This is a genomic window from Trinickia camelliae (assembly GCF_053525655.1).
In genome coordinates this window covers 334553-361230 of record NZ_JBCHAA010000001.1, presented here as the reverse complement: position 1 = coordinate 361230, position 26678 = coordinate 334553, and the positions used below count along the sequence as shown (strand labels likewise).

General features: G+C 63.5%; 23 protein-coding genes. 9 read left to right on the top strand and 14 right to left on the bottom strand.

Going from position 1 to position 26678, the window contains the following annotated elements; all coding sequences use genetic code 11:
* The first annotated feature begins 258 nt into the window (after nucleotides 1-258).
* A complete protein-coding gene (gene xth, locus AAHK20_RS01660; protein ID WP_449179690.1) occupies nucleotides 259-1035 on the top strand; it encodes an exodeoxyribonuclease III in 777 nt (258 codons plus the stop codon).
* 80 nt (nucleotides 1036-1115) lie between these two features.
* Here the strand turns inward: xth and ntrC are convergent, their stop codons facing one another.
* The 3 genes from ntrC to glnA form a co-directional block, all read right to left on the bottom strand.
* Nucleotides 1116-2633, bottom strand: coding sequence for a nitrogen regulation protein NR(I) (ntrC, locus tag AAHK20_RS01655; protein ID WP_449179689.1), 1518 nt, complete (start codon nucleotides 2631-2633; stop codon nucleotides 1116-1118).
* A gap of 39 nt (nucleotides 2634-2672) precedes the next feature.
* Entirely contained in the window at nucleotides 2673-3815 is a 1143-nt protein-coding gene (glnL, locus tag AAHK20_RS01650) for a nitrogen regulation protein NR(II) (RefSeq protein ID WP_449179688.1), read from the bottom strand.
* Between the two features lie 122 nt (nucleotides 3816-3937).
* Complete coding sequence (gene glnA, locus AAHK20_RS01645; RefSeq protein WP_449179687.1) at nucleotides 3938-5353, bottom strand: type I glutamate--ammonia ligase; 1416 nt, start codon at nucleotides 5351-5353, stop codon at nucleotides 3938-3940.
* 412 nt (nucleotides 5354-5765) lie between these two features.
* On the opposite strand from glnA, the gene AAHK20_RS01640 reads away from it, so the two are divergent.
* Nucleotides 5766-6230 (top strand): rhodanese-like domain-containing protein, encoded by a 465-nt coding sequence (locus AAHK20_RS01640; RefSeq protein WP_449179686.1) that lies wholly within the window; start codon nucleotides 5766-5768, stop codon nucleotides 6228-6230.
* Between the two features lie 47 nt (nucleotides 6231-6277).
* Here the strand turns inward: AAHK20_RS01640 and AAHK20_RS01635 are convergent, their stop codons facing one another.
* The 5 genes from AAHK20_RS01635 to hrpA all read right to left on the bottom strand — a co-directional run bounded on the left by AAHK20_RS01635 (nucleotide 6278) and on the right by hrpA (nucleotide 14491).
* A complete protein-coding gene (locus AAHK20_RS01635) occupies nucleotides 6278-7105 on the bottom strand; it encodes a competence/damage-inducible protein A (protein WP_449179685.1) in 828 nt (275 codons plus the stop codon).
* 33 nt (nucleotides 7106-7138) lie between these two features.
* Nucleotides 7139-7963: an EI24 domain-containing protein gene (locus tag AAHK20_RS01630; RefSeq protein WP_449179684.1), complete on the bottom strand. Its 825-nt coding sequence runs from the start codon at nucleotides 7961-7963 to the stop codon at nucleotides 7139-7141.
* 211 nt (nucleotides 7964-8174) lie between these two features.
* Nucleotides 8175-9158, bottom strand: coding sequence for a sterol desaturase family protein (locus AAHK20_RS01625; protein WP_449179683.1), 984 nt, complete (start codon nucleotides 9156-9158; stop codon nucleotides 8175-8177).
* A gap of 1 nt (nucleotide 9159) precedes the next feature.
* Nucleotides 9160-10182 (bottom strand): YVTN family beta-propeller repeat protein, encoded by a 1023-nt coding sequence (locus AAHK20_RS01620; RefSeq protein ID WP_449179682.1) that lies wholly within the window; start codon nucleotides 10180-10182, stop codon nucleotides 9160-9162.
* Between the two features lie 148 nt (nucleotides 10183-10330).
* A complete protein-coding gene (gene hrpA / locus AAHK20_RS01615) occupies nucleotides 10331-14491 on the bottom strand; it encodes an ATP-dependent RNA helicase HrpA (protein WP_449179681.1) in 4161 nt (1386 codons plus the stop codon).
* A gap of 22 nt (nucleotides 14492-14513) precedes the next feature.
* Between hrpA and argA the strand changes: the two genes are divergently transcribed.
* From argA to proP, 3 genes are all read left to right on the top strand, one after another.
* Entirely contained in the window at nucleotides 14514-15893 is a 1380-nt protein-coding gene (argA, locus tag AAHK20_RS01610; protein WP_449179680.1) for an amino-acid N-acetyltransferase, read from the top strand.
* A gap of 59 nt (nucleotides 15894-15952) precedes the next feature.
* A complete protein-coding gene (locus AAHK20_RS01605) occupies nucleotides 15953-16231 on the top strand; it encodes an oxidative damage protection protein (RefSeq protein ID WP_449179679.1) in 279 nt (92 codons plus the stop codon).
* A 647-nt stretch (nucleotides 16232-16878) separates the two neighbouring features.
* The gene (proP, locus tag AAHK20_RS01600; RefSeq protein WP_449179678.1) at nucleotides 16879-18363 is read left to right on the top strand and encodes a glycine betaine/L-proline transporter ProP; all 1485 of its coding nucleotides are present in this window, start codon (nucleotides 16879-16881) and stop codon (nucleotides 18361-18363) included.
* A 66-nt stretch (nucleotides 18364-18429) separates the two neighbouring features.
* Here the strand turns inward: proP and AAHK20_RS01595 are convergent, their stop codons facing one another.
* From AAHK20_RS01595 to AAHK20_RS01570, 6 genes are all read right to left on the bottom strand, one after another.
* Nucleotides 18430-18897, bottom strand: coding sequence for a metallophosphoesterase family protein (locus AAHK20_RS01595; RefSeq protein ID WP_449179677.1), 468 nt, complete (start codon nucleotides 18895-18897; stop codon nucleotides 18430-18432).
* Between the two features lie 42 nt (nucleotides 18898-18939).
* A complete protein-coding gene (locus AAHK20_RS01590) occupies nucleotides 18940-19134 on the bottom strand; it encodes a hypothetical protein (protein WP_449179676.1) in 195 nt (64 codons plus the stop codon).
* 270 nt (nucleotides 19135-19404) lie between these two features.
* On the bottom strand, nucleotides 19405-20019 hold the full coding sequence (locus AAHK20_RS01585) for a glutathione S-transferase family protein (RefSeq protein ID WP_449179675.1): 615 nt from the start codon (nucleotides 20017-20019) through the stop codon (nucleotides 19405-19407).
* A gap of 87 nt (nucleotides 20020-20106) precedes the next feature.
* Nucleotides 20107-20403, bottom strand: a complete 297-nt coding sequence (locus tag AAHK20_RS01580) for a cupin domain-containing protein (protein WP_449179674.1) — start codon at nucleotides 20401-20403, stop codon at nucleotides 20107-20109.
* A 322-nt stretch (nucleotides 20404-20725) separates the two neighbouring features.
* The gene (locus AAHK20_RS01575) at nucleotides 20726-21052 is read right to left on the bottom strand and encodes a DUF4148 domain-containing protein (protein WP_449179673.1); all 327 of its coding nucleotides are present in this window, start codon (nucleotides 21050-21052) and stop codon (nucleotides 20726-20728) included.
* A 389-nt stretch (nucleotides 21053-21441) separates the two neighbouring features.
* Nucleotides 21442-21771, bottom strand: a complete 330-nt coding sequence (locus tag AAHK20_RS01570) for a DUF4148 domain-containing protein (RefSeq protein WP_449179672.1) — start codon at nucleotides 21769-21771, stop codon at nucleotides 21442-21444.
* 768 nt (nucleotides 21772-22539) lie between these two features.
* Between AAHK20_RS01570 and AAHK20_RS01565 the strand changes: the two genes are divergently transcribed.
* The 4 genes from AAHK20_RS01565 (at nucleotide 22540) to AAHK20_RS01550 (ending at nucleotide 26670) form a co-directional block, all read left to right on the top strand.
* Nucleotides 22540-22977, top strand: coding sequence for a nuclear transport factor 2 family protein (locus tag AAHK20_RS01565; protein ID WP_449179671.1), 438 nt, complete (start codon nucleotides 22540-22542; stop codon nucleotides 22975-22977).
* An 8-nt stretch (nucleotides 22978-22985) separates the two neighbouring features.
* Nucleotides 22986-24368: an MFS transporter gene (locus AAHK20_RS01560; protein ID WP_449179670.1), complete on the top strand. Its 1383-nt coding sequence runs from the start codon at nucleotides 22986-22988 to the stop codon at nucleotides 24366-24368.
* Nucleotides 24369-24430: 62 nt separating this feature from the next.
* Nucleotides 24431-25462 carry a substrate-binding domain-containing protein gene (locus AAHK20_RS01555; protein ID WP_449179669.1) on the top strand — a complete coding sequence of 344 codons (1032 nt, stop codon included), beginning with the start codon at nucleotides 24431-24433 and terminating at the stop codon, nucleotides 25460-25462.
* Between the two features lie 134 nt (nucleotides 25463-25596).
* Nucleotides 25597-26670 carry an ABC transporter substrate-binding protein gene (locus AAHK20_RS01550; RefSeq protein WP_449179668.1) on the top strand — a complete coding sequence of 358 codons (1074 nt, stop codon included), beginning with the start codon at nucleotides 25597-25599 and terminating at the stop codon, nucleotides 26668-26670.
* The last annotated feature ends 8 nt before the right edge of the window (nucleotides 26671-26678 follow it).

The following is a 26678-nucleotide window of genomic DNA, read 5'->3' as shown; positions in this document are numbered from 1 at the left end:
CGAAGGCAATATATGAATTTCAAATTCATATATCGAGCGGATCGACAAGTCATTCTATGAACGCTAGTTGCAGCCTATGTCGATTGCAATAGGTATCGTCACCGCATATGACGTGAGCAAAAAACGTGACCGGTGGCGTAATTGGACAGGCGAGAGCCAAGAGCTGCGCGTGCGGAGGTACTATTGGCGGCGTTTAATGCTCGGCGCGACGCGAGTCGCCCGCCATGCCATCCCCGGATCAATAGCTCGAGTCAAGCAATGAAAATAGCGACGTGGAACGTGAATTCCCTGAAGGTGCGTCAGCAGCATGTAATCGATTGGCTCGAACTGAGCCAAACCGACGTGCTGTGCCTGCAGGAATTGAAATTGCCGGACGAGAAATTTCCGCGCGCCGAACTTGAAGCGAAGGGTTATCGAAGCTGGTTTGCCGGGCAAAAGACCTACAACGGCGTCGGCATTCTCGTGCGCGAGGGGCTGGGTGTCGACGAGGCGACCGTGGTACGCAACATCCCCGGCTTCGAAGACCCGCAGCAGCGCGTAGTCGCCGTGACGATCGATGGCGTGCGAATCGTTTCGGCGTACTTCCCGAACGGACAAGCGCCCGGCACCGACAAATTCGCCTACAAGCTGCGCTGGCTCGACGCGATGCACGATTGGCTCGCCGGCGAGATGCAGCAGTACCCGAAGCTCGCGCTTTTGGGCGACTACAACATCGCGCCGGAAGACCGCGACGTGCACGACCCGAAGGCGTGGGAAGGACAGAATCTCGTGTCGCCGGAGGAACGCGCGGCATTCGTGCGGCTGATCGAACTGGGCTTCGTCGACGCCTTCCGGAAGTTCGAGCAGCCCGAGAAGATCTTCACATGGTGGGACTATCGGATGATGGCGTTTCGCCGCAATGCGGGGATGCGGATCGATCACATCCTGCTTTCGCCCGCGCTCGCGGCTAGCTGCACGGCGTGCGAGGTCGACAAGACGCCGCGCAAGTGGGAACAGCCGTCGGATCACACGCCGGTGGTGGCGCAGATCGGGTGACGTGCGAATGCCTGATGGACGCTCAGGCTCTCTGATTGAAGCAGCGGCGCGCTCCACCTACGCGAACCGCGCCGCCCCCCTCACGGCTCGAGATGCAACTCCTGAATCTTGCGCGTGATCGTATTGCGGCCGATGCCGAGCCGCTCCGCCGCTTCGACCTTGCGGCCGCGCGTGAAGTCGAGCGCTTCACGAATCACCGCGGCTTCGAAGCGCCGTGCGAGCTCATCCATCACGTCGGCGAAGTTCTCGCGCAGCAAGCGCGCGACTTCCGTGCGCAAGCCGTTTTCCCACGCGCTCATGGGCGTCGCGACCGGCATGCCGCCGAGCGTCGACGGCACGGCGGGCGCGGATATCACGCCGTTCGTACCCGCGTTGCCCGGCATGCCGTTCGCCGTTTGCGCCACGCCTGAATCAAGCGCCACGATCTCCTCCGAACCGGAGCGCGCCGGAACGAGATCGGGCGGCAAGTCCTTGATCTCGACCGTCTGCGCAGGCGCCATGACGGTCAGCCAGTTCGCGAGATTTTCGAGTTGACGCACGTTGCCGGGAAACGGCAGCGAGGCCATATACGCAAGCGCCTCGTCCGACACGCGCTTGGGCTCGACGCCGAGATCGCGCGCGCTCTTCTGCAGAAAGTGCCGCGCGAGCAGCGGAATGTCCTCGCTGCGTTCGCGCAGCGCCGGCAGACGCAGGCGAATCACGTTGAGCCGGTGATACAAGTCCTCGCGGAACAGCCCCTGCCGCACGCGCGATTCGAGGTTCTGGTGGGTCGCGGCGATCACGCGCACGTTCGCGCGCAGCGGATTGTGGCCACCGACGCGATAGAACTGCCCGTCCGACAGCACACGCAGCAAGCGCGTCTGCAGATCGAACGGCATGTCGCCGATTTCGTCGAGAAACAGTGTGCCGTTTTCCGCCTGCTCGAAGCGGCCCTGGCGCATCGCCTGGGCGCCCGTGAACGCACCGCGCTCATGGCCGAACAGTTCGGACTCCAGCAGATCCTTCGGAATCGCCGCGGTGTTGAGCGCGATGAACGGACCGTTAGCGCGCGGGCTATGGCGGTGCAGCGCACGCGCCACGAGCTCCTTGCCGGTGCCCGACTCGCCCGTGATCAGCACGGTCGCCGCGGAATGCGACAGACGCCCGATCGCGCGGAACATGTCCTGCATAGCGGGGGCCTGCCCAAGCATTTCAGGGGCTTCGGCGACACGCTCGTCGACCGCATGCGCGCCGCGCAGGCTCTCGTCGACCGCGCGCCGGATCAGCTCGACGGCCTTGTCGACATCGAACGGCTTGGCGAGATATTCGAACGCGCCGCCCTGAAATGCGGCGACGGCGCTATCGAGATCGGAGAACGCCGTCATGATGATGACGGGCAGCCCCGGCAGCCGCTCGCGCACGGCTTGCAGCAATTCGAGGCCCGAGCCGCCCGGCATCCGGATATCGGATACGAGCACTTGCGGGCTTTCATGGTCGAGCGCGCTGAGCGCCTCGCGCACATTGGCGAAGCTTCGCGTCGCGAAACTCTCGCGGGCGAGCGCCTTTTCGAGCACCCAGCGGATCGATTGGTCGTCGTCTACTATCCAGATCGGCTTCATATGGTCGGTCAGAAAGCTTTATATGCTGGTTGCTGTTGATCAGGTATCGAGCGGAAGCAAAATCTGAAACTCGGTGTGCCCTGGGCGGCTTTCCACTTCGATCAGGCCGTCGTGCTGCTGCACGAAGGTCTGAGCGAGCGTGAGCCCGAGACCGCTGCCGTCCTCGCGCCCCGACACGAGCGGATAAAAAATTCGGTCGCGAATGTCTTCGGGAATGCCGGGCCCGTTGTCGATGACATGCAAGTCCAGTGCCAACTTGCAAAGGCGCTTCGCGATCGTGATCTTGCGTGCGATCCGCGTGCGCAGCTCGATGCGCGCATCGCCCTGCGAAATCCGCTCGCGCAGCGCTTGCGCCGCGTTGCGCACGATATTGAGGAGCGCTTGGATCAACTGCTCCTTGTCGCCGCGGAAGTCGGGCAGGCTCACGTCGTAGTCGCGCTCGATCGTGAGGCCGCGCGGAAACTCCGCGAGGATCACCGCGCGCACGCGCTCGCACACTTCGTGGATATTCACGTCGCCGACCACATGCGGATGGCGATGCGGTTCGAGCAAGCGATCGACGAGCGTCTGCAGCCGGTCCGACTCCTTGACGATGACCTGCGTGTACTCGCGCAAGTCGTTGCGCTCGCGCGCGCCGAGCTCGAACTCGAGCAGCTGCGCAGCGCCCCGGATACCACCCAGCGGGTTCTTGATTTCGTGCGCGAGATTGCGGATCAGCTGCTTGTTGACCGCGGTCAGATCGTGAATGCGCTCTTCACGGTCACTCTTCAAATGTCGTTCGTTCTCGAAGAGTTCGAGCAGCACGTAGTCCTGCGCGACTTCGAGAAAGCCGACGATCACATGCACGTGCAGCGGCTCGCGCCCCGGGCGCTCGAGCACGGCATCGAGATGGGTGGCATGAAAACGGTGTTCGGCGATCGCACCGATCGTCGTCACGAGCTCTTCCGCGTTCGTGAAGATGTCGGACCACAGCATTTGCGCCAATTGCTTGCGCGACAAATCGAGCATCGATTCGGCCGACGGGTTCGCGAACGCCACGCGCAGCGTGCGCTTGTCGAGCACGAGCACCACCGTCGGCAATGCTTCGAGGCCCGGCAGCAGACCGGAATTGGCAAGCTGCACGTCGTCGGACAGCGATTCGGCCTGCCCTTTCTTCGCTTTGATCAAGTTCTTGAGGACCATCTTTTGATTGCGACGAGGTCAAACAAAAACAAAAAAAGGGACGGCACTGCCGTCCCTTCGCTACCGATCGCAAGCATCGGATGCGCTTCGCCGGATGGTGGGCGAAGCGCACATGGTGCCGATTACAGCGAGTAGTACAGTTCGAACTCGACCGGGTGCGTCGTCATGCGCACGCGTTGCAGTTCGCCTTCCTTCAGTTCCAGATACGCGTCGATCATCGCATCCGTGAACACGCCACCGCGCGTCAGGAATTCGCGATCCTTGTCGAGCGCGTCCAGAGCCTGGTCGAGGCCGGCGCAGACGGTCGGGATCTTTGCATCCTCTTCCGGCGGCAGGTCGTACAGGTTCTTGTCGGCGGCTTCGCCCGGGTGGATCTTGTTCTGCACGCCGTCGAGACCCGCCATCATCAGCGCCGAGAAGCACAGGTACGGATTGGCCAGCGGATCCGGGAAACGCGTTTCGATGCGGCGGCCCTTCGGGTTGCTCACGTGCGGAATACGGATCGATGCCGAACGGTTGCGTGCCGAGTAAGCGAGCTTCACCGGGGCTTCGAAGTGCGGCACGAGACGCTTGTACGAGTTCGTACCCGGGTTCGTGATCGCGTTCAGCGCGCGAGCGTGCTTGATGATGCCGCCGATGTAGAACAGCGCGAACTCCGACAGGCCGGCATAGCCATTGCCCGCGAACAGGTTCTGGCCGTCCTTCCAGATCGACTGGTGAACGTGCATGCCCGAACCGTTGTCACCGACGACCGGCTTCGGCATGAACGTCGCCGTCTTGCCGTAGGTGTGCGCGACGTTATGGACGATGTACTTCAGTTGCTGCGTCCAGTCGGCGCGCTGCACGAGCGTCGAGAACTTCGTGCCGATTTCGTTCTGGCCTTGGCCCGCCACTTCGTGGTGGTGCACTTCGACCGGGATGCCGATTTGCTCCAGCAGCAGACACATTTCCGAGCGGATGTCCTGGAACGAATCGACCGGCGCGACCGGGAAGTAGCCGCCCTTCGTGCCCGGACGGTGACCCGTGTTGCCGCCTTCGAATTCCTTGCCCGACGACCACGGCGCTTCTTCCGAACCGATCTTCACGAAGCAGCCCGATTGGTCCGTGTTCCACTGGACCGAGTCGAAGATGAAGAATTCGGGTTCCGGACCAAAGAAGGCGGTGTCGCCGAGGCCCGTGCTCTTCAGGTACGCTTCGGCGCGCTTCGCGAGCGAGCGCGGGTCGCGCTCGTAGCCCTTGCCGTCCGCCGGTTCGATCACGTCGCAGGTCAGAACGAGCGTCGACTCTTCGTAGAACGGGTCGATGAACGCCGTGTTCGGGTCCGGAACGAGCAACATGTCCGACGCTTCGATGCCCTTCCAGCCGGCAATCGACGAACCGTCAAACGCATGGCCGCTCTCGAACTTGTCTTCGTCGAATGCCGACAGCGGCACCGACACGTGTTGCTCTTTGCCGCGCGTATCGGTGAAGCGGAAGTCGACAAACTTGACGTCCTCGTCCTTGACGAGTTGCATGACGTCGGCCACGGATTTACTCATATCCTTTTCTCCTGATTAATGAAGTCGGCGGTTTCCGCCGTCGCCCAATCTAGCTGATCGACTGCATCGATGCTATAGCAGGTGATCAAAACGATCGCCGGCTGTTAAAGCAGCTTCCGTGCCAAGACAGTGCCACCCTGGCGTAAATCCTTGTGCGCCATGCGTCTCGAAGAAACCGCGACGCCCATTGTTGGATCGTCCCACTCGTCCAATGCCGTGCAGCGCTGCCGGGCTGCACGAAAACGGTGCAATCCCAAAATGATCATCCGACCAGAATTCCATTTTGGTGCACCCAACATATTTTGCACCATTGCGGAGCTTCTCGGCCAACCGAGTGCTGCCACCCTGTCGCGGCGTCCTCTTAAGCGCGACGCGCTAGAATGATCCTTTGGTCTAACGGAGACATGCAGTCATGAGTACGCTCGAACAACTCTACGCCCAGGCCCACAAGCGTCGCGCCGACAACCAATTGGCGTACGCAGGCGCCATCTCGCCGGCCGAAGCTTTCGAGCTGCTGCAACTCGATCCGCGCGTGCGTCTCATCGACGTGCGCACGCGCGCCGAACTCGATTGGGTCGGCCGCCCGGTCGTCGGCGATGGCCAGTACGCCCACATCGAATGGACCCGCTATCCCGGCGGCGTGCCGAATCCCGAATTCATGGATCAGTTGCGTCAGGTCGCCTCGCCCGACACGCCCGTGCTGTTCCTCTGCCGCAGCGCCGCGCGCTCCAAGCTCGCCGCCGTGGCTGCCGCGCAAGCGGGCTACAAGGAAGCGTACGACCTGCTCGAAGGCTTCGAAGGCGGCAAGGACGGCCAAGGGCATCGGAAAACGGTCGAAGGCTGGTGCTATCGCGGGCTGCCGTGGATCGGCGCGTGATGTGAGAATCGGCGCGTGATGTGACAGCAAGGTGATGCCGCGCCCGCTCAGGCCGGCTTGCCTTGCAGCGTTTCCGCCTCGACGATGTCCCCGCCGAGCAGATGCACGCCTTCGCGCAGCTTCACAAAGGCCGCCGCCACCGCCTCGGGCTCGCCCTTCACGCCGAGATCGATATGACGGCGCGCAAACACCCCGCCCTTCTCCGCATCGCCGACGCTCGGCAAGCTGAACACGCGCACGCCCGGAAAATCGGCTTCGATTTTTTCCATGAGCGGCGTGAGCGTCGATTCCGGCAGCTCGAACACGAATAGCGAACGCTCCGCGTGCGGCGTCTGATGATGCAGGTGCGCGTACTGGGTATCCAGCACCCATTCGATCATCGGCCACGCCATCACCGGGAAACCCGGCACGAAGTGATGGTCGCCGACCGAAAAGCCGGGAATCTTGTTGTAGCCGTTCGGGATAATCGACGCGCCGCGCGGAAAGACACCCATGTTCAAGCGATGCTGGTTCTCCGGCAAATCCAGGTCGACTGGGTTCGGCGAGCCCGGCGGGTGCATGTCGCGAATCCGTTCGCGAATCAGCTCGGCGGCTTCGGGATGCAGTTCGAGCGGCACGTCGAGCGCGGCGGCCGCGCATTGGCGCGTGTGATCGTCGGGTGTGGCGCCAATGCCGCCCGTCGAGAACACGATATCGCCGGACGCGAACGAACGGCGCAGCGTCGCCGTGATGCGCTCGGGTTCGTCGCCGACGTATTCGGCCCACCCAAGCGACAGACCACGCGCCGTCAGAAGCTGAATGACTTTCTGCAAATGCTTGTCGGTGCGCCTGCCCGACAGGATTTCATCGCCGATGATGATGACGCCAAATGCCATAACCGCCTCGCGAGTAATGACGCGCGCCGGCCGTCAAGCCAGGCGCTCGCCGTGAACGTCGGCCTGCTCGGCGCGCAACCGTTGCAGCGCGCGCAAGCAGTAATAGCCGAACCATAACGCCGAAAACACCAGAATGAACGAGTAGATCCAGATCGTCGCCGCGGTGACGACCGGAAACAGCACGATGAGCCATACCGACGACGCCCACAAGAGTGTCGGCAGCGAGCTGAGCAGGCCGCTCGCGACGCCGATCATCAAGAGCGGCAGACGGTGTCGGCGCACGAGTTCACGCCGCTCTTCGCGGCTCGCGTGCAGCGCGAGCGCGTCGTAGGTCATCACGCGGTAGGTGAGCCAGCCCCACAGGAGAGGCGGGATCAACGCAAAGAACGGCGGGATCAGCCACAGCGGCAACGTGATCACGAGCAGCACGAGACAAACCAGCGTCGTCACGAGCGCGTGCACGAGGCTGCCGAACCAGCCCCCGCCGCGGCGCTGCTCGAGGCTCGGGAATTGCCGCACCGACAAATAGCGGATCACGGCGGGCATCGACAGCATCGCGATCAGCAGCAGCACGCTCACGACGATCAGCGGAATCGCCGCCGCAATCACGAGGAACGGCGCGATCACGGTGTGCAGTGCGGAGAAGCCGACCCAATCGAAGATCTTGTAGAGCGTGTTCGTCAGCGTCCAGCCGTCGAGCCACGCGTGGGTCCAATTGACGAGCGTCTGCCACGAAAACCAAAGCAGCACGCCCCAAACGACCGCAGCCACGGCAAACGGCACGAACGTCAGGAAGAGCATGCGCGGGTGCAGCGCACTCGCGAGCGCCCGGCCGAACGAGCGCAGCAAATCATTCATGCGAGTCAGTATGAAAGTAGAGAAAAGAAAACGATCCGAGATGCGCGGACAGAATAAACCACTCTCAGCGTAACCGCTAAGAGTGGTTCATCGAGGTGAATGAGGGGAAAGGCGAACGAAAGTTCGCCGAGACTTCGTGAAAATGAGCACGAAGATGAGCGCCGTAGCCGCGGCGCCTACGCGCGTCGCTCGGGCCAGCCGAGGTAACGCCTCAAACCGCGGACGCGCGCTTCTTCGACGACACACGCCGCGCGATGCGCACGAACGCGAGCCAGTGCTGCGACCAGAAACCTTCGCCGTACGACTCGCCCTCGTACTGCTGGCGAATCCCGGTCGGCTCGACCGCGCGATTCCACGATGCGGTCTTGAACAGCATGTCCCACCACGGGAACAGCACGCCGAAGTTGCACCCGTACTTGGTGCCTTCGTGCCCGTAGCCGACCGCGTGATGCCGGCGATGGAACGTCGGGCTCACGATCAGCCGCTCGAGCAGCCACCCGTAGTTGAGCTTCGCGTTCGCATGCTGAATGCTCTGTGCGAAATTGGTGAGCGCCGTGAGCACGACGAACTGCGCCGGCGGCACGCCGAACGCGAGCGCGATCGCAGCGAAGAAGGCCGCCTGAATCACGTTGTCGAGCATATGGTTGCGATCGTCGCACCAGAGCGACATCTGCCTCTGACTGTGATGGACCGCGTGCAGCTCCCACCAGACGCCGAAACGATGCTGCCAGCGGTGGTACCAGTAGCCCGCGAAATCGAGCACGACCAGGTAGATCACGAACGTGACCCATGGCTGCGAGGTGACGCCGGGCCACAGATTGTCGAAGTTGATGTTCGAGATGTTCTTCAAGCGCAGCCACGCCTGGAAGTTGTCAAAAACCGGCTGGAACGCGAAGAAGAAGAACAGGTTGAAAAACCCGAGCTTCATGATGAACGTGTACAGCACGTCGACGCGCACTTCCTTGCGGTTCTTCCACTTCTCCACCGGCATCAGCGCTTCGAGCGGCCGCAGCACCGCATACATCGCCACGATCGTGAGCGCGCCGACGATCACCCAATAGAGCTGGTCGTAGGTGTCCTCGTCGTAGTCCATCCAGTTGAACTTGAAAAGCAATGGCTGGACGACGTCGATGTAGAGCAGCGTCTGCACCGCCGAGACAAAGCTGTCGAGGGACGAGACGATCAGATGAAACATGTCAGGCGCCATTCGCGGCCGTCACCGGCGCGCGATCGAAGAAGTAGATCCCGTGCGGCGAGCGCCCGACCGGAATGGTCTCGATCAGCTTGCGCGTCGCAAGATCGATGACGCCGACCTTCTTGGCGAAGCGGAACGTCACCCACAGTTGCTTCTTGTCGGCGGTCAGCTCCATGTCGTCGGGGCCGGGCAAGAGGCCGGTGATGTCGCCCACGTTGGTGAGCGTCTCTTCGTCGATGATGCTGATCGTGCTCGCGACCCGATTGCTCACCGCGACATGCCGGCCGTCGTCGAGCGAGCGGAAGTTGTGCGCGCCGTTGCCGGTGTGGATCATCTTCACGACCTTCTGGTTGCGCCAGTCGACCACCGCCACGTAGTCGGCGCCCGTCATGCCGACGAGCAGGTATTTGTCGCCCGGCGTCATCCACAAGCCGGCCGGCACCTTGCCGACCTTCATCTTCCATTTGACCGTTTGCGTCGGCAGATCGACGGCGGCGAGTTCGCCCGACACCTGCAGCGTGACGAACACCGTCTTGCTGTCGTTCGAGAACGCCATGTGGCTCGGCATCACTTCGAGCGGCAAGCGCTTGACCAGCACCGGATCGTGGCCGTCGTAGCGGTAGATGTCGAGACGATCGAGGCGCAGGCCCGTGGTCACGAACCATTTACGGTCCGGCGAGAAACCGAGCTGGTAGGGATCTTCGATGTTTTCGATCCAGCGCTGAGTCTGGCCCGTTTTCGGATCGACGAACATCAGGTTGTTCGAAACGGAGTTGGCGACGATCAGCGACGAATTGTCGGGGGTCGCCATCAGGTGATGCGGTTCCTTGCCGGTCGGCACGGTGGCGACCACTTTGTGGGTCGTCTGATCGATCAGCGACAGCGTGGCTTCGCCGGAGTTGAGCACGATGATGTTGTTCGCGTGCGCGGCGGTGGAAAACACGCCCGTCGCTGCCACCAGTGCCACACCCGCCGCGAAAGCGCCGGCGGTGCCGTTCAAGCCGGCGAGGAAAAATTTGCGCATATCAACCTACGAAAAAATTGCAGCCGCCATTCTAGAACGTTTACCGGCGCTTCCGGTTGACTTGCCTGGGCACAAATGCGGTCCGCAAACGCCGGTTCGACGCGGTTTTGGCGGAAATGGACGGTGGTGGTTCGCGCGTTAGGAGGGCTTACCGCTGCATCGACTCCCACACCTTATGCAGGCGCTTGACCGATACCGGCATTGGCGTGCGCAGCTCCTGCGCGAAGAGCGAAATTCGCAGTTCTTCGAGGAGCCAGCGGAATTCCGCCAGGCGCGGGTCGGGCACGCCGCCGCGCTGCGACAAAGCGCGCTGGTAGTGCTGCACGAGCGGCAGCAGGTCGGCGGCTTGACGCGTGTCGCGCGCGGGATCGGCCTTGAGCTTGTCGACGCGCAGCGCGATGCCCTTCAGATAACGCGGGAAATGCGCGAGCTGCACATAGGGCGTATCGAGCACGAAGCGCTTGCTGATCAGGGCGTTCAACTGGCTCTGAAGATCCGAGTAGGCGGCTGGAAACGGCTTCGCCTGCACCAGTTTTTTGGTCGCCGTCGCATAGTCCGCGAGGATCTGCCCGACGAGCCGCGCGATCTCCTGCGCGAGCAGACTCAGGCGGCTCTTGCCTTCGTCGCGGCGCGCGTGGAAGCTCGCGTCGTCGTCGGGAAGCGGCTCCTGCAAGCAGGCGCGGTCGAGCGTGGTGTCGATCAGCTGATCGCGCAATTCCTCCTGCGTGCCGAGCGGCATGAACTGCATCGCCATCTCGCGCAGGCCCGGCAGGTTCTTCTCCAGGTACTTGATCGGCTCGCGCAGCTGAAGTGCGAACAAACGCCGCAGGCCCGCGCGATGAATCCGCGCCGCCTCCTCCGGCGAATCGAACACCTCGACGTCGCAGTGCGTCGTGCGGTCGACGAGCGCGGGGTAGCCGAAGAGCGTCTGTCCGCCGCGGCGGATTTCGAGCAGCTCGGGGAGCTTGCCGAAATTCCAGGTGGTCAGGTTGTCGTAGAGCGCGGTCGCTGCCACTTGCGTGGCGCCTGGCGCGGCACGCGTGCTGTTTGCGAATGCGGTGGCGGCTTGCGCCGCAGGCTTTCCGGTGATCTCGCGTTGGCCGTCGTGCACGCCGCCCCGGTCCGCGCCGCGCGCCCCTTCTCCACGGCCAGCGCTTGGAGCCGCGCCGCCGCCCAGCGTCGCCCCTGCTGCGAGCTTCTGGAAATGCCGCTGCGCTTCACCGCCCAATTCCGCACGCAGCTGCGCGAGATTGCGCCCCATCGCGAGTTGCCGGCCATGCTCGTCGATGACCTTGAAGTTCATGAACAAGTGCGCGGGCAGCGTCTCGAGTTTGAAGTCGGACTGTTTCATCGCGACTTGCGTGGTCTCGCGGACGTCGATGATCAGCGCTTCGACCAGGCCGCCCACGCCAAAGCGCTCAGCGCCCGCGCGCTCGACAAAACCGGCCGCGTACTCGGGCAGCGGCACGCAATGACGGCGCAGCTTCTGCGGCAGCGACTTCAGCAGCAACTGCGTCTTTTCCTTGATCATGCCCGGCACGAGCCATTCGGCTCGGCGCGCGTCGACCTGGTTGAGCGCGAAGAGCGGCACCGCGAGCGTCACGCCGTCGCGCGGCGAGCCCGGCTCGAAGTGGTACGTCAGCCCCATTTCGACGCCGGCCATCATCATGCGCTTCGGAAACAGGTCGGTCGTGACGCCGGCCGCTTCGTGGCGCATCAGATCGTCGCGCGACAGATACAGGAGGCGCGGCTTGTCCTCGGACTGGCCGCTTTTTTTCACTTCATCGCGATACCAGCGCTCGAATGCCGCGCCGGTATAGATGCCCTGCGGCAACGCCTGGTCGTAGAACGCAAAGATCAATTCGTCGTCGACGAGCACGTCCTGGCGGCGCGACTTGTGTTCGAGCTGCTCGATGTCGGCGAGCAGCTTGCGGTTGTGCGCGAAGAACGCGAGCTTCGTGTCGAACTCGCCTTCGACGAGCGCGCCGCGAATGAACAGCTCGCGCGCGCGCCGCGGATCTTCCTTGCCGAACGCGACGCGCCGCCGGTTGTAGACCGGCAGCCCGTGCAGCACCGCGCGCTCGTACGCGGTCACCTGGGCCGCGCGCTTTTCCCAATGCGGCTCGGAAAGCGATTTCTTGAGCAGATGCGCGCCGACCTTCTCGATCCACTCGGGCTCGATCTTCGCGAGACAGCGCGCGTACAGGCGGCTCGTTTCGACCAGCTCGGACGCCATCACCCAGCGCCCCGCCTTCTTCACGAGCGACGAGCCCGGCCACAGGAAGAACTTGATGCCGCGTGCGCCGAGGTAGTGCGGCTCATCGTCGGCTTTGAGGCCGAGATTGCCGAGCAGGCCGGTCAAGAGCGCCAAGTGGATCTGCTCGAAGGTGGCTTCGGCCTCCGAGAGCCGCCAGCCGTGTTCGCGCACGACCGTCAGCAACTGCGAATGCACGTCGCGCCATTCGCGCAGGCGCAGATGCGAGAGAAAATTCGCGCGGCACGCGTCGGTCAGCTGCCGGTTCGACTTCTTGTGCGCGACCGCTTCCTCGAACCACTTCCAGATCTTGAGCCACTGCAGGAATTCAGAGCGCTCGTCGGCGAAGCGCTTGTGCGCCTGGTCGGCCTGCTCCTGCGCTTCGATCGGACGATCGCGCGGGTCCTGCACCGACAAGGCGCTCGCGATGATCAGCACCTCGGCGAGCGAGCCCTGATCGCGCGCGGCGAGAATCATCCGGCCCACGCGCGGATCGAGCGGCAAGCGCGAGAGCTCGCGGCCGAGCGGCGTGAGTTCGTTATCGTCGTCGACGGCGCCGAGTTCGTTCAGCAGCTGGTAGCCATCGGCGATCGCGCGGCCCGGCGGGGGTTCGATGAATGGAAACGTTTCAATCGCCGTCAGATGCAGCGACTTCATGCGCAGAATCACCGACGCCAGCGACGAACGCAGAATCTCCGGATCGGTGAAGCGCGTGCGCGTCTGGAAATCGGTCTCTTCATACAGACGAATACAGACGCCATCGGCCACCCGGCCGCAGCGCCCTGCCCGCTGATTCGCCGCCGCCTGCGAGATCGGCTCGACCTGCAGCTGCTCGACTTTGTTCCGATACGAGTAGCGCTTCACGCGCGCGAGCCCCGAATCGACGACATAGCGGATGCCCGGCACGGTGAGCGACGTTTCGGCGACGTTGGTCGCGAGCACGATGCGCCGCGCGTTCGACGCCTTGAACACGCGCTCCTGCTCCGCCGCCGACAAGCGCGCGAACAGCGGCAGGATCTCGGTGTGCGGCGGATGGTGCTTGCGCAGCGCCTCGGCGGCGTCGCGGATCTCGCGCTCGCCCGGCAGGAACACGAGCACGTCGCCCGAGCCTTCGCGGCACAGCTCGTCGACGGCGTCGACGATCGCGTCCATCAGATCGCGATCCGCTTCGCGTGCGTTCTTCGGGCGGTCGCGGCCGGACGTGCCTTCGGCCGCCTTCACCGCCGGGCTGTCCTCTTGAATCGCGCGGTAGCGCACCTCGACCGGATAGAGCCGTCCGCTAACCTCGATCACCGGCGCGGGCTTCTCCTCGGTGCCGAAATGGCGCGCGAAGCGATCGGCGTCGATCGTCGCCGAGGTCACGATCAGCTTCAGATCGGGCCGCCTCGGCAAGATCTCCTTCAGATAACCGAGCAGAAAATCGATGTTCAGGCTGCGCTCGTGCGCTTCGTCGATGATGAGCGTGTCATACGCGCGCAACAGCGGATCAGTCTGTGTTTCCGCCAGCAGGATGCCGTCGGTCATCAGCTTGACCGACGCGCCCGGCGCGAGGTTGTCGGTAAAGCGCACCTTGTAGCCGACCACTTCGCCGAACGGCGTGCCGAGCTCCTCGGCGATGCGACGGCCGGTGGCCGACGCCGCGATCCGGCGCGGCTGCGTGTGGCCGATCAATCCCGTGCCGCCCGCGCCGAGCCCGCGCCCGAGCGCGAGGCAGATTTTCGGCAGCTGAGTGGTCTTGCCCGAGCCGGTCTCGCCGGAAACGATCACGACCTGATGCTCGGAGATCGCGCGCGCAATTTCCTCGCGCCGGCCGGACACCGGCAGCGCTTCGGGAAATTCGATGGGTGGAACGGGATTGGGCTCGACGCGGCGCGGCGGACGGGCAGCCGTTCTGGCCTCGCCTGATGGCTTCGCACGCTGCGGATTCGCTTTTTCGCGGGCGTCGCGCGCGCTCTGCGGGCCGCTCGCGCCACCGTTTTTCTGAGGCTTGCCGTGCGCCGCGTCGCGTGTCGGATTCGTGTTCGGCGCGGCAGGCTTTTTGGGTACATTCGACATGGGGGCGCATTATAATCCCGGCATGAATTCTCAAACCGACCTCATTTCCGCGCCCGAGCCCGTTCCGAGCACCTCGCCGGATGCGGAAACGCTCGCCGAACGGGCCCAATTCGTCGACTGGATGCGTTCGGTCGCTCCCTACATTCACAAGTTCCGCAACAAGACCTTCGTGGTCGGCTTCGGCGGCGAAGTCGTGCACGAGGGCTTGCTCAACGCGCTCGTGTCCGACATCGCGCTGCTGCAGGCGATGGGCATCCAGATCGTGCTCGTGCACGGTTCGCGCCCGCAGGTCGAGGAACAGATGAATCTGCACGGCGTGCAGTCGGAGTTCTCGCACGGCATGCGCATCACCGATGCGCGCGCGCTCGAATCCGCCAAGGAAGCCGCGGGCGAAGTGCGGCTCGACATCGAAGCGGCGATCAGCCAGGGCTTGCCGAACACGCCGATGGCACACGCGCACATCAGCGTCGTATCGGGCAACTTCGTGACGGCACGCCCGGTCGGCATTCTCGACGGCGTCGATTTCCAGCACACGGGCCTCGTGCGCAAGATCGACGCGGAATCGATCCGCTTGTCGCTCGCGAGCGGCAAGCTCGTGCTGCTCTCGCCGCTCGGCTTCTCGCCGACGGGCGAAGCGTTCAATCTTTCGATGGAAGACGTAGCTTCCGCCGCTGCGATCGCGCTGCGCGCCGACAAGATCGTCTTCCTCACCGAGACCCAGGGCCTCACGGACGAGAACAGCGAACTGATCGCCGAAATGTCGCTCGACGAAGCGTACAAGCTGCATGAAAGCGGCGAGGTGAAAGGCGACGCGGGCTTCTATCTGAAGCATTCGGTGCGCGCGTGCCGCGGCGGCGTCGCGCGGGCGCACATCGTGCCCTACGCGCTCGACGGCAGCCTCCTGCTCGAACTGTTTCTGCACGACGGCGTCGGCACGATGATCTCGTACGAGAACCTCGAAAGCCTGCGCGAAGCGACGCCGGACGACGTCGGCGGCATCCTGCAACTGATCGAGCCGCTCGAAAGCGACGGCACGCTCGTGCGGCGCGGACGCCACCAGATCGAGCGCGACATCGACCACTTCTCGGTCATCGAGCACGATGGCGTGCTGTTCGGCTGCGCGGCGCTCTATCCGTATCCGCAAGAGCGCATCGGCGAGATGGCGTGCTTGACGGTCGCGCCCGAAGCGCAGGGCTCCGGCGACGGCGAGCGGATTTTGAAGCGCGTCGAGCAGCGCGCGCGGGCGCGCGGCCTCACGCACATCTTCGTGCTGACGACGCGCACCGAGCACTGGTTCCTAAAGCGCGGCTTCAAGAAGGCAACGGTCGACGACCTGCCCGAAGACCGCCGCCGCCTCTATAACTGGCAGCGCAAATCGCTCGTGCTGTTGAAACAGCTCTGAGCAAACGCGTCCAAGTCACGCTAAGCTGCCACCCACATCGATGACAGGAGAAGGACAAGATGACCCGTATGGTTCAATGCGCGAAGCTCGGCAAGGAAGCCGAGGGCCTCGATTTCCCGCCGCTGCCGGGCGAACTCGGCAAGCGCCTCTATGAAAGCGTTTCGAAGGAAGCGTGGCAGGGGTGGCTCAAGCACCAGACGATGCTCATCAACGAGAACCGCTTGAACATGGCCGATCCGCGCGCGCGTCAGTACCTGATGAAGCAGACGGAGAAGTACTTTTTCGGCGACGGCGCCGACCAGGCGTCGGGCTTCGTGCCTCCTCCGGCGCAAGGCTGAGTAACGCAAGCTGCATGATTCGAAAAGACCGGCCCGCAATGCGGGCCGGTCTTTTTTGTCGACCCAAGTTGGCGCTTCAGCGCTTACTTGGGTCCCATGCAAAGCTGTGCCCGCCGCAATCCCCCGCCAGCCAAGCGATCGAGCGCTTCGGCCGGCCCACCGCCGAGCTCAGGTTTGCAGCGAACACTTACAACGTGATACCATCTGCATCGTTCCAACAGCAATTCACCTTCATTCGCGCTCAATTTCATGCGCGCCCACCTTGCGCCGCGGCGAGATTGAATAACTTTTGACACAGAAAGGCTTGTCGGTTGCAGCGCTCAGAAGCGCATCGGGCATCCGGCCTTTTTCGTTCCAAGCCTTGACACGGCGTGTGCCGGCCAACGAGGAAAACGTCCTCGTGGGATTCGTTCCCTAGCTTCACGCTATCGGCCGGTTCGATCTGCCCTCCCATCGGGCAGGCGCCGCACCAGCAGCATCACTCTCGAGTGCACTTTCGCGTGTTCGGCGCGAGGCACGGGCGTTTCTTTTTCTTCGATTTGTCCGCTGCCGGCTCGAACTCGCGAGCGTGCGCTTTTTCGGCAACCGTGACCGCATCGGGACACGATTCACATCTCGATTCGGCTCAGTCACAGGAGTTTTTGACCTTGACCGCTTCACTTAACGGCTCCGCGCGAAACCAACAACAAGAAAACGCCCTTCTCAAAGCCGACGACATCACCGTCGTCGATAAAAGCCTGCTCAAGCGCGCCGTCGGCGCGATGGCGCTCGGCAACGCCATGGAATGGTTCGACTTCGGCGTGTACAGCTACATCGCCGTGACGCTCGGCAAAGTGTTCTTCCCGTCGAGCAGCCCTTCCGCGCAATTGATCGCGACCTTCGGCACGTTCGCCGCCGCGTTTCTCGTGCGGCCGATCGGCGGCATGGTGTTCGGGCCGCTTGGCGACCGCATCGGCCGCCAGCGCGTGCTCGCGATGACGATGATCATGATGGCCGCCGGCACGTTCGCGATCGGCCTGATCCCGAGCTACGGCGCGATCGGCATCTTCGCGCCGGCACTGCTGTTGCTCGCGCGTCTCGTGCAGGGCTTCTCGACCGGCGGCGAATACGGCGGCGCCGCGACCTTCATCGCCGAGTATTCGACGGACAAGCGCCGCGGCTTCATGGGCAGTTTCCTCGAGTTCGGCACGCTGGCGGGCTACATCCTCGGCGCGGGGACGGTCGCGCTCTTGACGGCCACGTTAAGCGAAGACGCGATGCTCTCGTGGGGCTGGCGCGTGCCGTTCATGATCGCCGGGCCGCTCGGGCTCGTCGGGCTCTACATCCGCATGAAGCTCGAGGAAACGCCCGCTTTCAAGCGCGAAGCCGAAGCACGCGAAGCACTCGATAAGGCCGCGCCGAAGCAGTCGTTCGGCAAGATGCTCGCCGCGCAATGGAAGCCGCTCCTGTTGTGCGTCGGCCTCGTGCTGATCTTCAACGTCACCGACTACATGGCGCTGTCGTACCTGCCCAGCTATTTGTCGGCGACGCTGCACTTCGACGAAACGCACGGCCTGTTCCTCGTGCTGATCGTGATGGTGCTGATGATGCCGCTCACGCTCGCGGCGGGGCGTCTGTCGGATGCGATCGGGCGCAAGCCGGTGATGCTCGCGGGCTGCGTCGGTCTGCTGTTGCTTTCGATTCCGTCGCTGATGCTGATTCAAACCGGCGAAACGCTGCCGGTGTTCGGCGGCCTCATGATCCTCGGGGCGCTGCTGTCGTGCTTCACGGGCGTGATGCCGTCCGCGCTGCCGGCCCTCTTCCCGACCGCGATCCGTTACGGCGCGCTTGCGATCGGTTTCAACGTCTCCGTGTCGCTGTTCGGCGGCACGACGCCGCTCGTCACCGCCTGGCTCGTTGAAACGACCGGCAACCTGATGATGCCCGCGTACTACCTGATGGGCGCGGCGGTGATCGGGATCGTGTCGGTGGTCGCGCTCGCGGAAACCGCGCAGAAGCCGCTCAAGGGCTCGGCGCCCGCCGTGGCGACGCGCGCCGAAGCGCATGCGCTCGTGCGCGAAGCCCGTGAAGCGCGTGAAGCCAAGGAGATGGACGACGACGTCTACGCCCCGGCGGCAACCGTGCGCGCTTAAGCACACAGTCAAGAAGCGAAAAAGGCGTTGCACACGATGTGCAGCGCCTTTTTTGCGCCTTTTTGTTCAAGCGACGAGCGTATGCAGCGAAGCCTCGACGTGATCGTCTTCTATCGTGAGCATGCCCGCCGAGATCGGCAACTTGAAACGGCGCGGCCCCGCACTGCCGGGATTGACGAACAGCACGCCATCGCGCTCTTCGACGTGCGGCTTGTGCGAGTGCCCGGTGACGACGACGCGCACACCGTCCGCAAGCGTATCGGCATGCAAGTCGGCGATGTCGTGCACGACGTGGATCTTCACGCGCTGCACTTCGAGCGTCGTCGATACCGGCAAGTGCGCGGCCCAGTCGCCGAAGTCGTTATTGCCGCGCACCGCCGTCACCGGCGCGATTTGCGCGAGCGCATCGAGCACGTTCGGAGCGCAGATGTCACCTGCATGAATGATGGCGTCGCATCCCGCAAGCCATTGCAGCGCTTCGGGACGCACGAGATTGTGGGTGTCGGAAATCAGGCCGATGCGGAAGACGCTCATCGCGTACGTGGCGGTTTGCGGTATGAAGGTCCCGCCATCTTACTAGTGACACGCGCTGTGATGATGGGCGCAGATGAATTCGCGCGACCGAGTCAACGCAGCCTGCGCACCCCTGGTCGCGACCATGAGGCCCACGCGGCCGAGGCTGAAATCGGTGAACACGAGCATCTCCATCAGCGCGACCATGGGCAGCACCACAGACGGGTTGTACAACTGCTTTTCGATCAAGTCCCTCATTTCCGCCCCTTCGCGCAGTGCGGTTTTTCGGCCCGCAACGCCCTCTATGTTTCGATGGGTTCCATTCTAGGGACGAGGGTCGTGCGGATAAATGCACGAAAGTGAAAGTCACTTGTCGGCGCAAGCGAACAATCGGGCAGACCTGACGGATGAGGCGCAAATGTGCGCGGCGGCTAGTGCGGCGGCACGCTTGGAGGCGGGCTTGGAAACCATGCGCGCATCGGCTCGCAAGAGCCGATGCGCGTCAAACTTCGATGAACGGACGCCCGACTATTCGAGCGGCGCGTTGATGAACTCCGGCAGCGCCTCGGCACGAGCCGAGAATGCGGCGAGCGCCGGATAGCGCGCCGGATCGATCATGCCGGGCAGGATGTATTGCGTGAAGCGCCATGCCACCGCCACGCTGATATCGGGCTGCATCATGCGATTGCCGACGAGCCAGCCGTCGGTACTTCCGATCTGCTTTTCGAGCAAATCGTACGCGGCAGACAACTGCCCCTGCAGCCGCACGAGCCACGGCTCGTGTTGCTTCTCCTGCGGCCGAAGCTCGCGCTCATAGACGATCTGCACCGTCTTTTCCGCAGCCGCGAGCGCGTAACCGACCAATTGCAGCGCACGCGTGCGCTCGGCACCGCGCTGGGGCATGAGGCGCACGTCGGGCGGAACCTTGTGGTCGAGATGATCGAGAATCAGCGTCGATTCGATCAGCATGGTCCCGTCGTCTTCGATGAGCGTGGGCGCCTTGACGATCGGATTCAGTTTCGCGAACTCGTCGAACGTGCGAAACACCGACAGATTGCGATGTTCGAACGGAATGCCGAGCACTGCCATCGAGATGGCGACGCGACGCACGAACGGGGAATCCAGCATGCCAACCAGTTTCATTGCGGGCCTCGTTGCTTCAGAGTGAAGGGAGGATGACTGTAGCAGCGGATGCAGCTTCGTGAAAAGCTTTGCTATCTTGACGCCAAACTAAACGTCGACGATCACCAGCGTTCCGTGACTGCCGGGAAGTACCGCGTGCGGCACGCCGGCCTCGGCGAGATACATTTGCCCCGCGCCGACCAGGATGGTTTCCCCAGCGACCTGAAGCTTCAACTCGCCGCTCGCGACGATCAGCGCTTCGTTGTAGTCGTGCGTCTCTTCGCCGTACGCTTGCTCATCCATCTTGAGGACTTTGATCCGCGCGGGTCCAACGTGCCCGACGATCGACGACTTCCAGGCGTCGGGCAAGCTTGCGGCAAACGTATCGAAATCGATCAGGGACATAGACATCGCTCGCTGACAAAACCGCATCATAAAAGCGGAACGCGCGAGCTTCCCGATACAGCGCACCGGCGGCAAGCCGGTACAGCCGGTTTCGATTCGGAGTTCAGAACGGGAAAAAGCGCCCGGACAGGGTGACCGGGCGAAGCCACCGGTTTTCCGGCGGCGGAGGTAACGGCAAAATTCTTGAGCCGGCCTTCTTGATGCGTTTGACTCGACTGCGGGCCGGCATCTAGTTTCTGGCGGCCGGAACGCCGCTAAGCGATGGGTGTTCCGGCTGCGTGGAAAGCTTGGGCGGCCGGGTTACCGTCCCGGCCTCGCCTGCTTACTGACCGAAGAAAATCGGCTTCGTGCCGGCAGCCGGCGCCGCGCTGCCCGATTGCGACGATGCGCTCATGGCCGAACCGTAACCCGTTGCTTGCGATTGCGGCTCGCCTGCCTTCTGCGCGGCGACTTTCGCTTCGGCGGCCTGGATATCAGCCGGATAGTTGTAATCGTTCGCACGGGCCGGGTTGTAGCCGGCTTGTTCGACGTCGATGAGTTGCTGGCGGACTTCAGCGCGCGTCAACGGCTGGTTCGACTGCTGGGCGAACGACACAACCGGAGCAGCGAGGATGGCGGCGATGGCAACGGCCTTGATCAGCGATTTCATGATGAACTACCTCCAAAGATTGTCTTGTCAGGGCTCGCAAACGCTTGTGTCCGGAGCCAATGAAGACAGTGTAGTCGCGCAACTCTTAAGGGTTAATACCTAAATGGCGAAAACATAGTTGCTCGCCGCGTCACAATGACAAATCGCTTTCAAGTGTCACTTGTGACGGTGCGATTGAACTGCTGATGCGTGCCGAGATGCGCCGACAAGCGCGCACAAACAAAAAACCCAGTCCGAAAACGGACTGGGCAAAGTCGCCAGGGCAAGCGACGGAGATTTCGCGTGGATGGCAAAGCAGCCACTGGAACTGCTCATTCTGCTTTGCGTCGATTCGATCTCAGGCGCCCATGTGGGCGCCCGCGTCGGCTCGAAACGGGCCGGATTACCGATTACGGATGGGCATAGACCGAGATCGGAGCAGAGTAGCTGCTGAACGTCTTGCTACGCTGGCCCGATTGCGACGTGGCGCTCGCATCCGAACCGAAGCCGCTCGTGTTCGCTTGCGCTACGCTGTTTGCCGCAGCGACGCGGGCTTCGGCTGCTTGAATCTGGACCGGATAGGTGGTGTTTTCACCGCCGACGGTATAACCGGCCTTTTCGAGCTGGACCAGATCGGCACGCACTTGAGCGCGCGTCACCGGCTGGTTCGATTGCGCGAACGAAGCAACGGGAGCAGCAAGAACGAGAGCGACGGCAACAGCCTTGATGAGCGATTTCATGATCACTACCTCCAAATATCTGATTTCCGAAGCTGCAAACTTCTGTGTTTGTCTGCAGCGATTGGAAGTCAGTGTAGGAGTGCAGCGGTCTAGGGTAAATACCTACGATCCGAATTCACTATTCTTCGAATCGGGACAATGGCCGAGCGAGGGTTGGCGAAATCGACGCGATCGATACAAAAACGCGCCTAATCTGCGCACCGGCAAGTGAGACACGCAAGGCGTCTCGATAAGCTAACAGGCGGGAATGTGGTGCCCGGGACCGGACTCGAACCGGCAAGCCGTTAAGCGGCGGATTTTCATCACACTGAATCTTTCGAAGCCGGCGATCTGCGTTTCGCCGTTCGTGCGCTGGACTATGCCTTCGCCGTGGCATGCCACACGAGCTTTTCGTGCGGCGAGCGGTAGGCGCCCCCCGTCTAGTCTCTACACCTTCCAGAAGCGGCCGTTGCGGCCGGTATCGGGCTTGGCTCGGCGTTGCCTCGGCTGCGAGGGCTCTCGCGAGCGATTCGCGAGTGCGTGGGGAGCCAGGGGTTTCACCGAATTTGAAGGGTTCTGCACCGGCCGTTTCCGGCTCGGGCACTCAATTTTTTAAGTCCGCTATGTTTACCAATTTCATCACCCGGGCAGGGCGGACGCGATTCTACCATCGCCCCGCGGATGCACCAACTGCGCGCCCCCTTGCCTCGACGTTTCGATCCGCGTCGAAACATCCAGCCAAAGCGGCTGCTACGCTCGTCATCAAACTCAACCGATAGGACGACTACGATGACAACCAGCACGGACTCCGAAATTCTTCACATCTACGAGGCGTGGCATCGATCGGTCACGAATCGCGATCTCGACGGACTCGTGTCGCTCTACGCGGAGAACGCCATCCTCGAAACGCCGCTGATCGTAGCGACGCTGCCCGAGCGCGGCGACGGCATGCTCGTGGGCAGACAGGACATCCGCGAATTCTTCGCGGCGGGCCTGCGTCAGCTTCCGGCGAGCCTTGGGCGCTGGTATCGCACCGGTGTCTTCTTCGCCAACGGCAAGCAGCTGGTTTGGGAGTACCCGCGGCAGACGCCCGAAGGCGACCAGGTCGATCTCGTCGAGTTCATGGATCTCGAGGGTGGGCTCATCGCCCATCATCGCGTGTATTGGGGATGGGTCGGCTTCAAGTCGCTCATGGCCGCGGCCGCTCGACATGCTGCGCAGCCGTGAGCGGCGGCGTGTCGAATCGTACGGCCCGGCGCGTGCTCGCGGCGACTTGCATCAGCTACACGATCGTGTTGCTTGATGCGTCGATCGTCAATGTCGCCCTGAAGGCGATCGCCCACACGCTGGACAGCGGCGTGGCCGGTCTGCAATGGGTCGTCAACGCGTACACGCTGACTTTCGCGAGCTTCTTGCTGACGGGCGGCACGCTCGGTGACCGGCTCGGTTCGCGCAACGTCTATCTCGCGGGCCTCGCCGTGTTCGCGCTCGCTTCGGCGTTGTGCGGCGTGGCGCCGAATCTCGCGGCGCTCACGCTGGCGCGCGCGTTGCAGGGCATCGGCAGCGCGATGCTCGTGCCCTGCTCGCTCGCGCTCATCAACCATGCGTACCCCGAGCCGGCCCGGCGTGCGGGGGCGGTGAGCCTGTGGATGGGTTGCGGCGGCGTCGCGATGGCGGCGGGGCCGCTGATCGGCGGGCTGCTGATCCATCTGTTCGGCTGGCGCAGCCTCTTCTTCGTGAACGTGCCGATCGGACTCGCCGGCATTGGGCTGACGTTGTCGGTTGAGCGTGACGCGGCTTTGATGCGCCGCCACTTCGACTGGCCTGGTCAGGCCGCTGCGATCGTCGCGCTCGGCACACTGATCGCCGTGCTGATCGAGGGCGCCGTGCTGGGCTGGACCTCGGCAGTGATTCTGGCGGGGATCGCCGTGTGCGTGCTCGCGTGGACCGCGTTCATCGTCATCGAGGCGCGCGGCAGCAATCCGATGCTGCCGCTCCATTTCTTCCGCAGCGCCTTGTTCAGCGGATCGACGATCGTGTCGATGGCGTCCGCGTTCGTGTTCTACGGGATGCTCTTCACGTTCAGCCTGTTCTTCCAGCAGGAGCGCGGCGATTCACCGCTCGATGCCGGGCTCGCGTTCCTGCCGATGACCGTCATGGTCGCGCTCGGCGGGCTCGGTTCGAGCCGTCTCGTCAAGCGCTTCGGCGAGCGCGGGTCGATGTGCGCGGCGTTCGGGCTGTACGCGGCGGGCGCGCTCGGCATGACGCTGTCGACAGCCCACTCGCCCTACTGGATGGCGATCGCGCCGATGCTCGCGATCGGCCTCGCGTCGGGTTTCATCTCCCCCGCCGCCACCTCGCCTGCGCTCGGCACCATCGAGAAAAGCCGCGCGGGCGTCGCGGCGGCCGTGCTGAATTCCGCGCGCCAGAGCGGCGCGGCGCTCGGCGTGGCGATCTTCGGCACCTTCATCTCGTCGCTGCACGCGTTCCAGGCGGCGATGCACGTGGCGCTCGGGGTAGTCGTCGCCGTTTCGGTCGTCGCGGCGGCGGTTTGGTGGGCGACGTCCCGCCGTGAAAGTTCGCCCGATGCACCAACTGTGCGCAAAACCGTCATGTGAGGGACATATTATTTCCAGATAATTCCCCTCACCGAAAACGATTACATCAGCGCACTACCAGGATGAAACACACCATCAAGGATGTTGCCGCCTATGCCGGCTTTTCGATCGCGACCGTTTCGCGCGCGATCAACGCCCCCCATTCCGTGAATCGCGTCACGCTCGAAAAGATCCGCGAGGCAATCGACGCGCTTCAGTTCACCCCCAACCCGCTCGGCCGCCAGTTGCGCAGCGACCGCACGCGCCTGATCGGCGTGGTGCTCCCCACCCTCGCCAACCCCGTGTTCGCCGAATGCCTGCAAGGCATCGACGAATTGGCGTCGGCGCAAGGCTACCGTCTCATGCTGATGACGACGCAATACGACGCCGACCGCGAGCGCCATGCGATCGAAACGTTGCGCGCGCAACGCGTCGAGGGCCTCATCCTGACCGTCGCCGATGCCGACACGCACCCGCTCCTCGACGAGCTCGACCACGCGGGCCCGCGCTACGTCCTGATGCACAACGACACGGTGCGCCGTCCGGCGGTATCGGTGGACAACCGGCTCGCGGCTTACGAAGGCGTGCGCACGCTGATCGCTCACGGTCACCGGCGCATCCTGATGCTGGCCGGCACGCTCGCCGAGTCGGACCGCGCGCGGCTGCGCTACGTCGGCTATTCGCAGGCGATGCAGCAAGCGGGCCTCACGCCCGCGCCCGCGCTCGAAGTCGATTTCAATGCCGACGAGCTCGCGCCTTCGGTGCTCGCGCACCTGACGACGGGCACAGCAGGCACAAGCCGCCCCACCGCGCTCTTCTGCAGCAACGACCTGCTCGCGATGGTCGTCATGCGCGGGCTGCGCCGTGCGTCTTACGCGGTGCCGGAGCACATGTCGATTCTCGGCTTCGACGGCCTCGCGGTCGGCGAACTGCTGTCGCCGCCGCTCGCGAGCCTGTGCACGCCGAACCGCGAGATCGGCTGCGCGGCGTGGCAACGGCTCATGAACCGCATCGAAGGCACCGACGATGGCGAATCGCTCTCGCTGACGCTGCCGCATACATTGCGCGCGGGCGAGACGATTTGCGCGATCTCGGACATCGTCGGCCAACGATGAGCAGTGCACCGCTCGCCACGTAAGCCACGTGAGCCACGCGCGCCAGCCACATTAGTTCTCGCCTCAACCCGCGTCATCGGAATCACCCGCAACACCCCATAAGCCCCTACCCTTCGCCCGCAAGGAGACCCGCTGTGACACGTCGTTCATTTTCCGTTCGCGCGCCCCTGCGCCGTCTGTTTGCCAAGGCAGGCGCCGCCGCGCTGGTCGCCGCGGCCGTGCCCGGCGCCGGCCTCGCGCTCTTCGCCGCGCCGCAGCCCGCGCACGCCGACGAAACCGCGATCTGCTACAACTGCCCGCCCGAATGGGCCGACTGGGCGAGCCAGCTCCAGGCGATCCAGCAGAAGACCGGCATCCACGTGCCCTCCGACAACAAGAACTCGGGCCAGGCGATCGCGCAGTTGATGGCCGAGCAAAAGAGCCCGGTGGCGGACGTGGTGTATCTCGGCGTGTCGTCGGCGTTCCAGGCGAAGGACAAGGGCGTGATCCAGCCGTACAAGCCCGCGCACTGGGACGACATCCCCGCGAACATGAAGGACCCGCAAGGCTACTGGTTCGCGATCCACTCGGGCACGCTCGGCTTCTTCGTCAACAAGGACGCCCTGGAAGGCAAGCCCGTGCCGCGTTCGTGGGCCGATCTGCTCAAGCCCGAGTACAAGGGGATGATCGGCTATCTCGATCCGTCGAGCGCCTTCGTCGGCTACGCGGGCGCAGTGGCGGTGAACCTCGCGCTCGGCGGCTCGATGGACAATTTCGAGCCAGGCCTCAACTGGTTTCGTCAGCTGAAAGCGAATGCGCCGATCGTGCCGAAGCAGACTGCCTATGCGCGCGTGTTGTCCGGTGAAATTCCGATCCTGCTGGACTACGATTTCGATGCGTACCGCGCGAAGTACAAGGATCACGCGAACGTCGAATTCGTGATTCCGAAGGAAGGCACGATCGCGGTGCCCTACGTGATGAGTCTCGTGAAGGGCGCGCCGCACGAAGCGAACGGCAAGAAGGTGCTCGACTTCGTGCTCTCCGACGAGGGGCAGAAGCTGTGGGCGAATGCGTATCTGCGGCCCGTGCGCGCGAACCAGATGAGCGCGGACGCCGCCTCGAAATTCCTTCCCGCGAGCGACTACGCGCGCGCCAAGCCCGTCGACTTCGGCAAGATGGCCGAGAAGCAGCAGGCATTCGGCGAACAGTATCTGCAGATCATGCATTGACCTTGATC

What these genes read in the sequence shown, in the direction of transcription:
- xth (WP_449179690.1), top strand. Translation starts at nt 259, where the DNA reads ATGAAAATAGCGACGTGGAACGTGAATTCCCTGAAGGTGCGTCAGCAG.
- ntrC (WP_449179689.1), bottom strand. Translation starts at nt 2,633, where the DNA reads ATGAAGCCGATCTGGATAGTAGACGACGACCAATCGATCCGCTGGGTG.
- glnL (WP_449179688.1), bottom strand. Translation starts at nt 3,815, where the DNA reads ATGGTCCTCAAGAACTTGATCAAAGCGAAGAAAGGGCAGGCCGAATCG.
- glnA (WP_449179687.1), bottom strand. Translation starts at nt 5,353, where the DNA reads ATGAGTAAATCCGTGGCCGACGTCATGCAACTCGTCAAGGACGAGGAC.
- AAHK20_RS01640 (WP_449179686.1), top strand. Translation starts at nt 5,766, where the DNA reads ATGAGTACGCTCGAACAACTCTACGCCCAGGCCCACAAGCGTCGCGCC.
- AAHK20_RS01635 (WP_449179685.1), bottom strand. Translation starts at nt 7,105, where the DNA reads ATGGCATTTGGCGTCATCATCATCGGCGATGAAATCCTGTCGGGCAGG.
- AAHK20_RS01630 (WP_449179684.1), bottom strand. Translation starts at nt 7,963, where the DNA reads ATGAATGATTTGCTGCGCTCGTTCGGCCGGGCGCTCGCGAGTGCGCTG.
- AAHK20_RS01625 (WP_449179683.1), bottom strand. Translation starts at nt 9,158, where the DNA reads ATGTTTCATCTGATCGTCTCGTCCCTCGACAGCTTTGTCTCGGCGGTG.
- AAHK20_RS01620 (WP_449179682.1), bottom strand. Translation starts at nt 10,182, where the DNA reads ATGCGCAAATTTTTCCTCGCCGGCTTGAACGGCACCGCCGGCGCTTTC.
- hrpA (WP_449179681.1), bottom strand. Translation starts at nt 14,491, where the DNA reads ATGTCGAATGTACCCAAAAAGCCTGCCGCGCCGAACACGAATCCGACA.
- argA (WP_449179680.1), top strand. Translation starts at nt 14,514, where the DNA reads ATGAATTCTCAAACCGACCTCATTTCCGCGCCCGAGCCCGTTCCGAGC.
- AAHK20_RS01605 (WP_449179679.1), top strand. Translation starts at nt 15,953, where the DNA reads ATGACCCGTATGGTTCAATGCGCGAAGCTCGGCAAGGAAGCCGAGGGC.
- AAHK20_RS01595 (WP_449179677.1), bottom strand. Translation starts at nt 18,897, where the DNA reads ATGAGCGTCTTCCGCATCGGCCTGATTTCCGACACCCACAATCTCGTG.
- AAHK20_RS01590 (WP_449179676.1), bottom strand. Translation starts at nt 19,134, where the DNA reads ATGAGGGACTTGATCGAAAAGCAGTTGTACAACCCGTCTGTGGTGCTG.
- AAHK20_RS01585 (WP_449179675.1), bottom strand. Translation starts at nt 20,019, where the DNA reads ATGAAACTGGTTGGCATGCTGGATTCCCCGTTCGTGCGTCGCGTCGCC.
- AAHK20_RS01580 (WP_449179674.1), bottom strand. Translation starts at nt 20,403, where the DNA reads ATGTCCCTGATCGATTTCGATACGTTTGCCGCAAGCTTGCCCGACGCC.
- AAHK20_RS01575 (WP_449179673.1), bottom strand. Translation starts at nt 21,052, where the DNA reads ATGAAATCGCTGATCAAGGCCGTTGCCATCGCCGCCATCCTCGCTGCT.
- AAHK20_RS01570 (WP_449179672.1), bottom strand. Translation starts at nt 21,771, where the DNA reads ATGAAATCGCTCATCAAGGCTGTTGCCGTCGCTCTCGTTCTTGCTGCT.
- AAHK20_RS01565 (WP_449179671.1), top strand. Translation starts at nt 22,540, where the DNA reads ATGACAACCAGCACGGACTCCGAAATTCTTCACATCTACGAGGCGTGG.
- AAHK20_RS01555 (WP_449179669.1), top strand. Translation starts at nt 24,431, where the DNA reads ATGAAACACACCATCAAGGATGTTGCCGCCTATGCCGGCTTTTCGATC.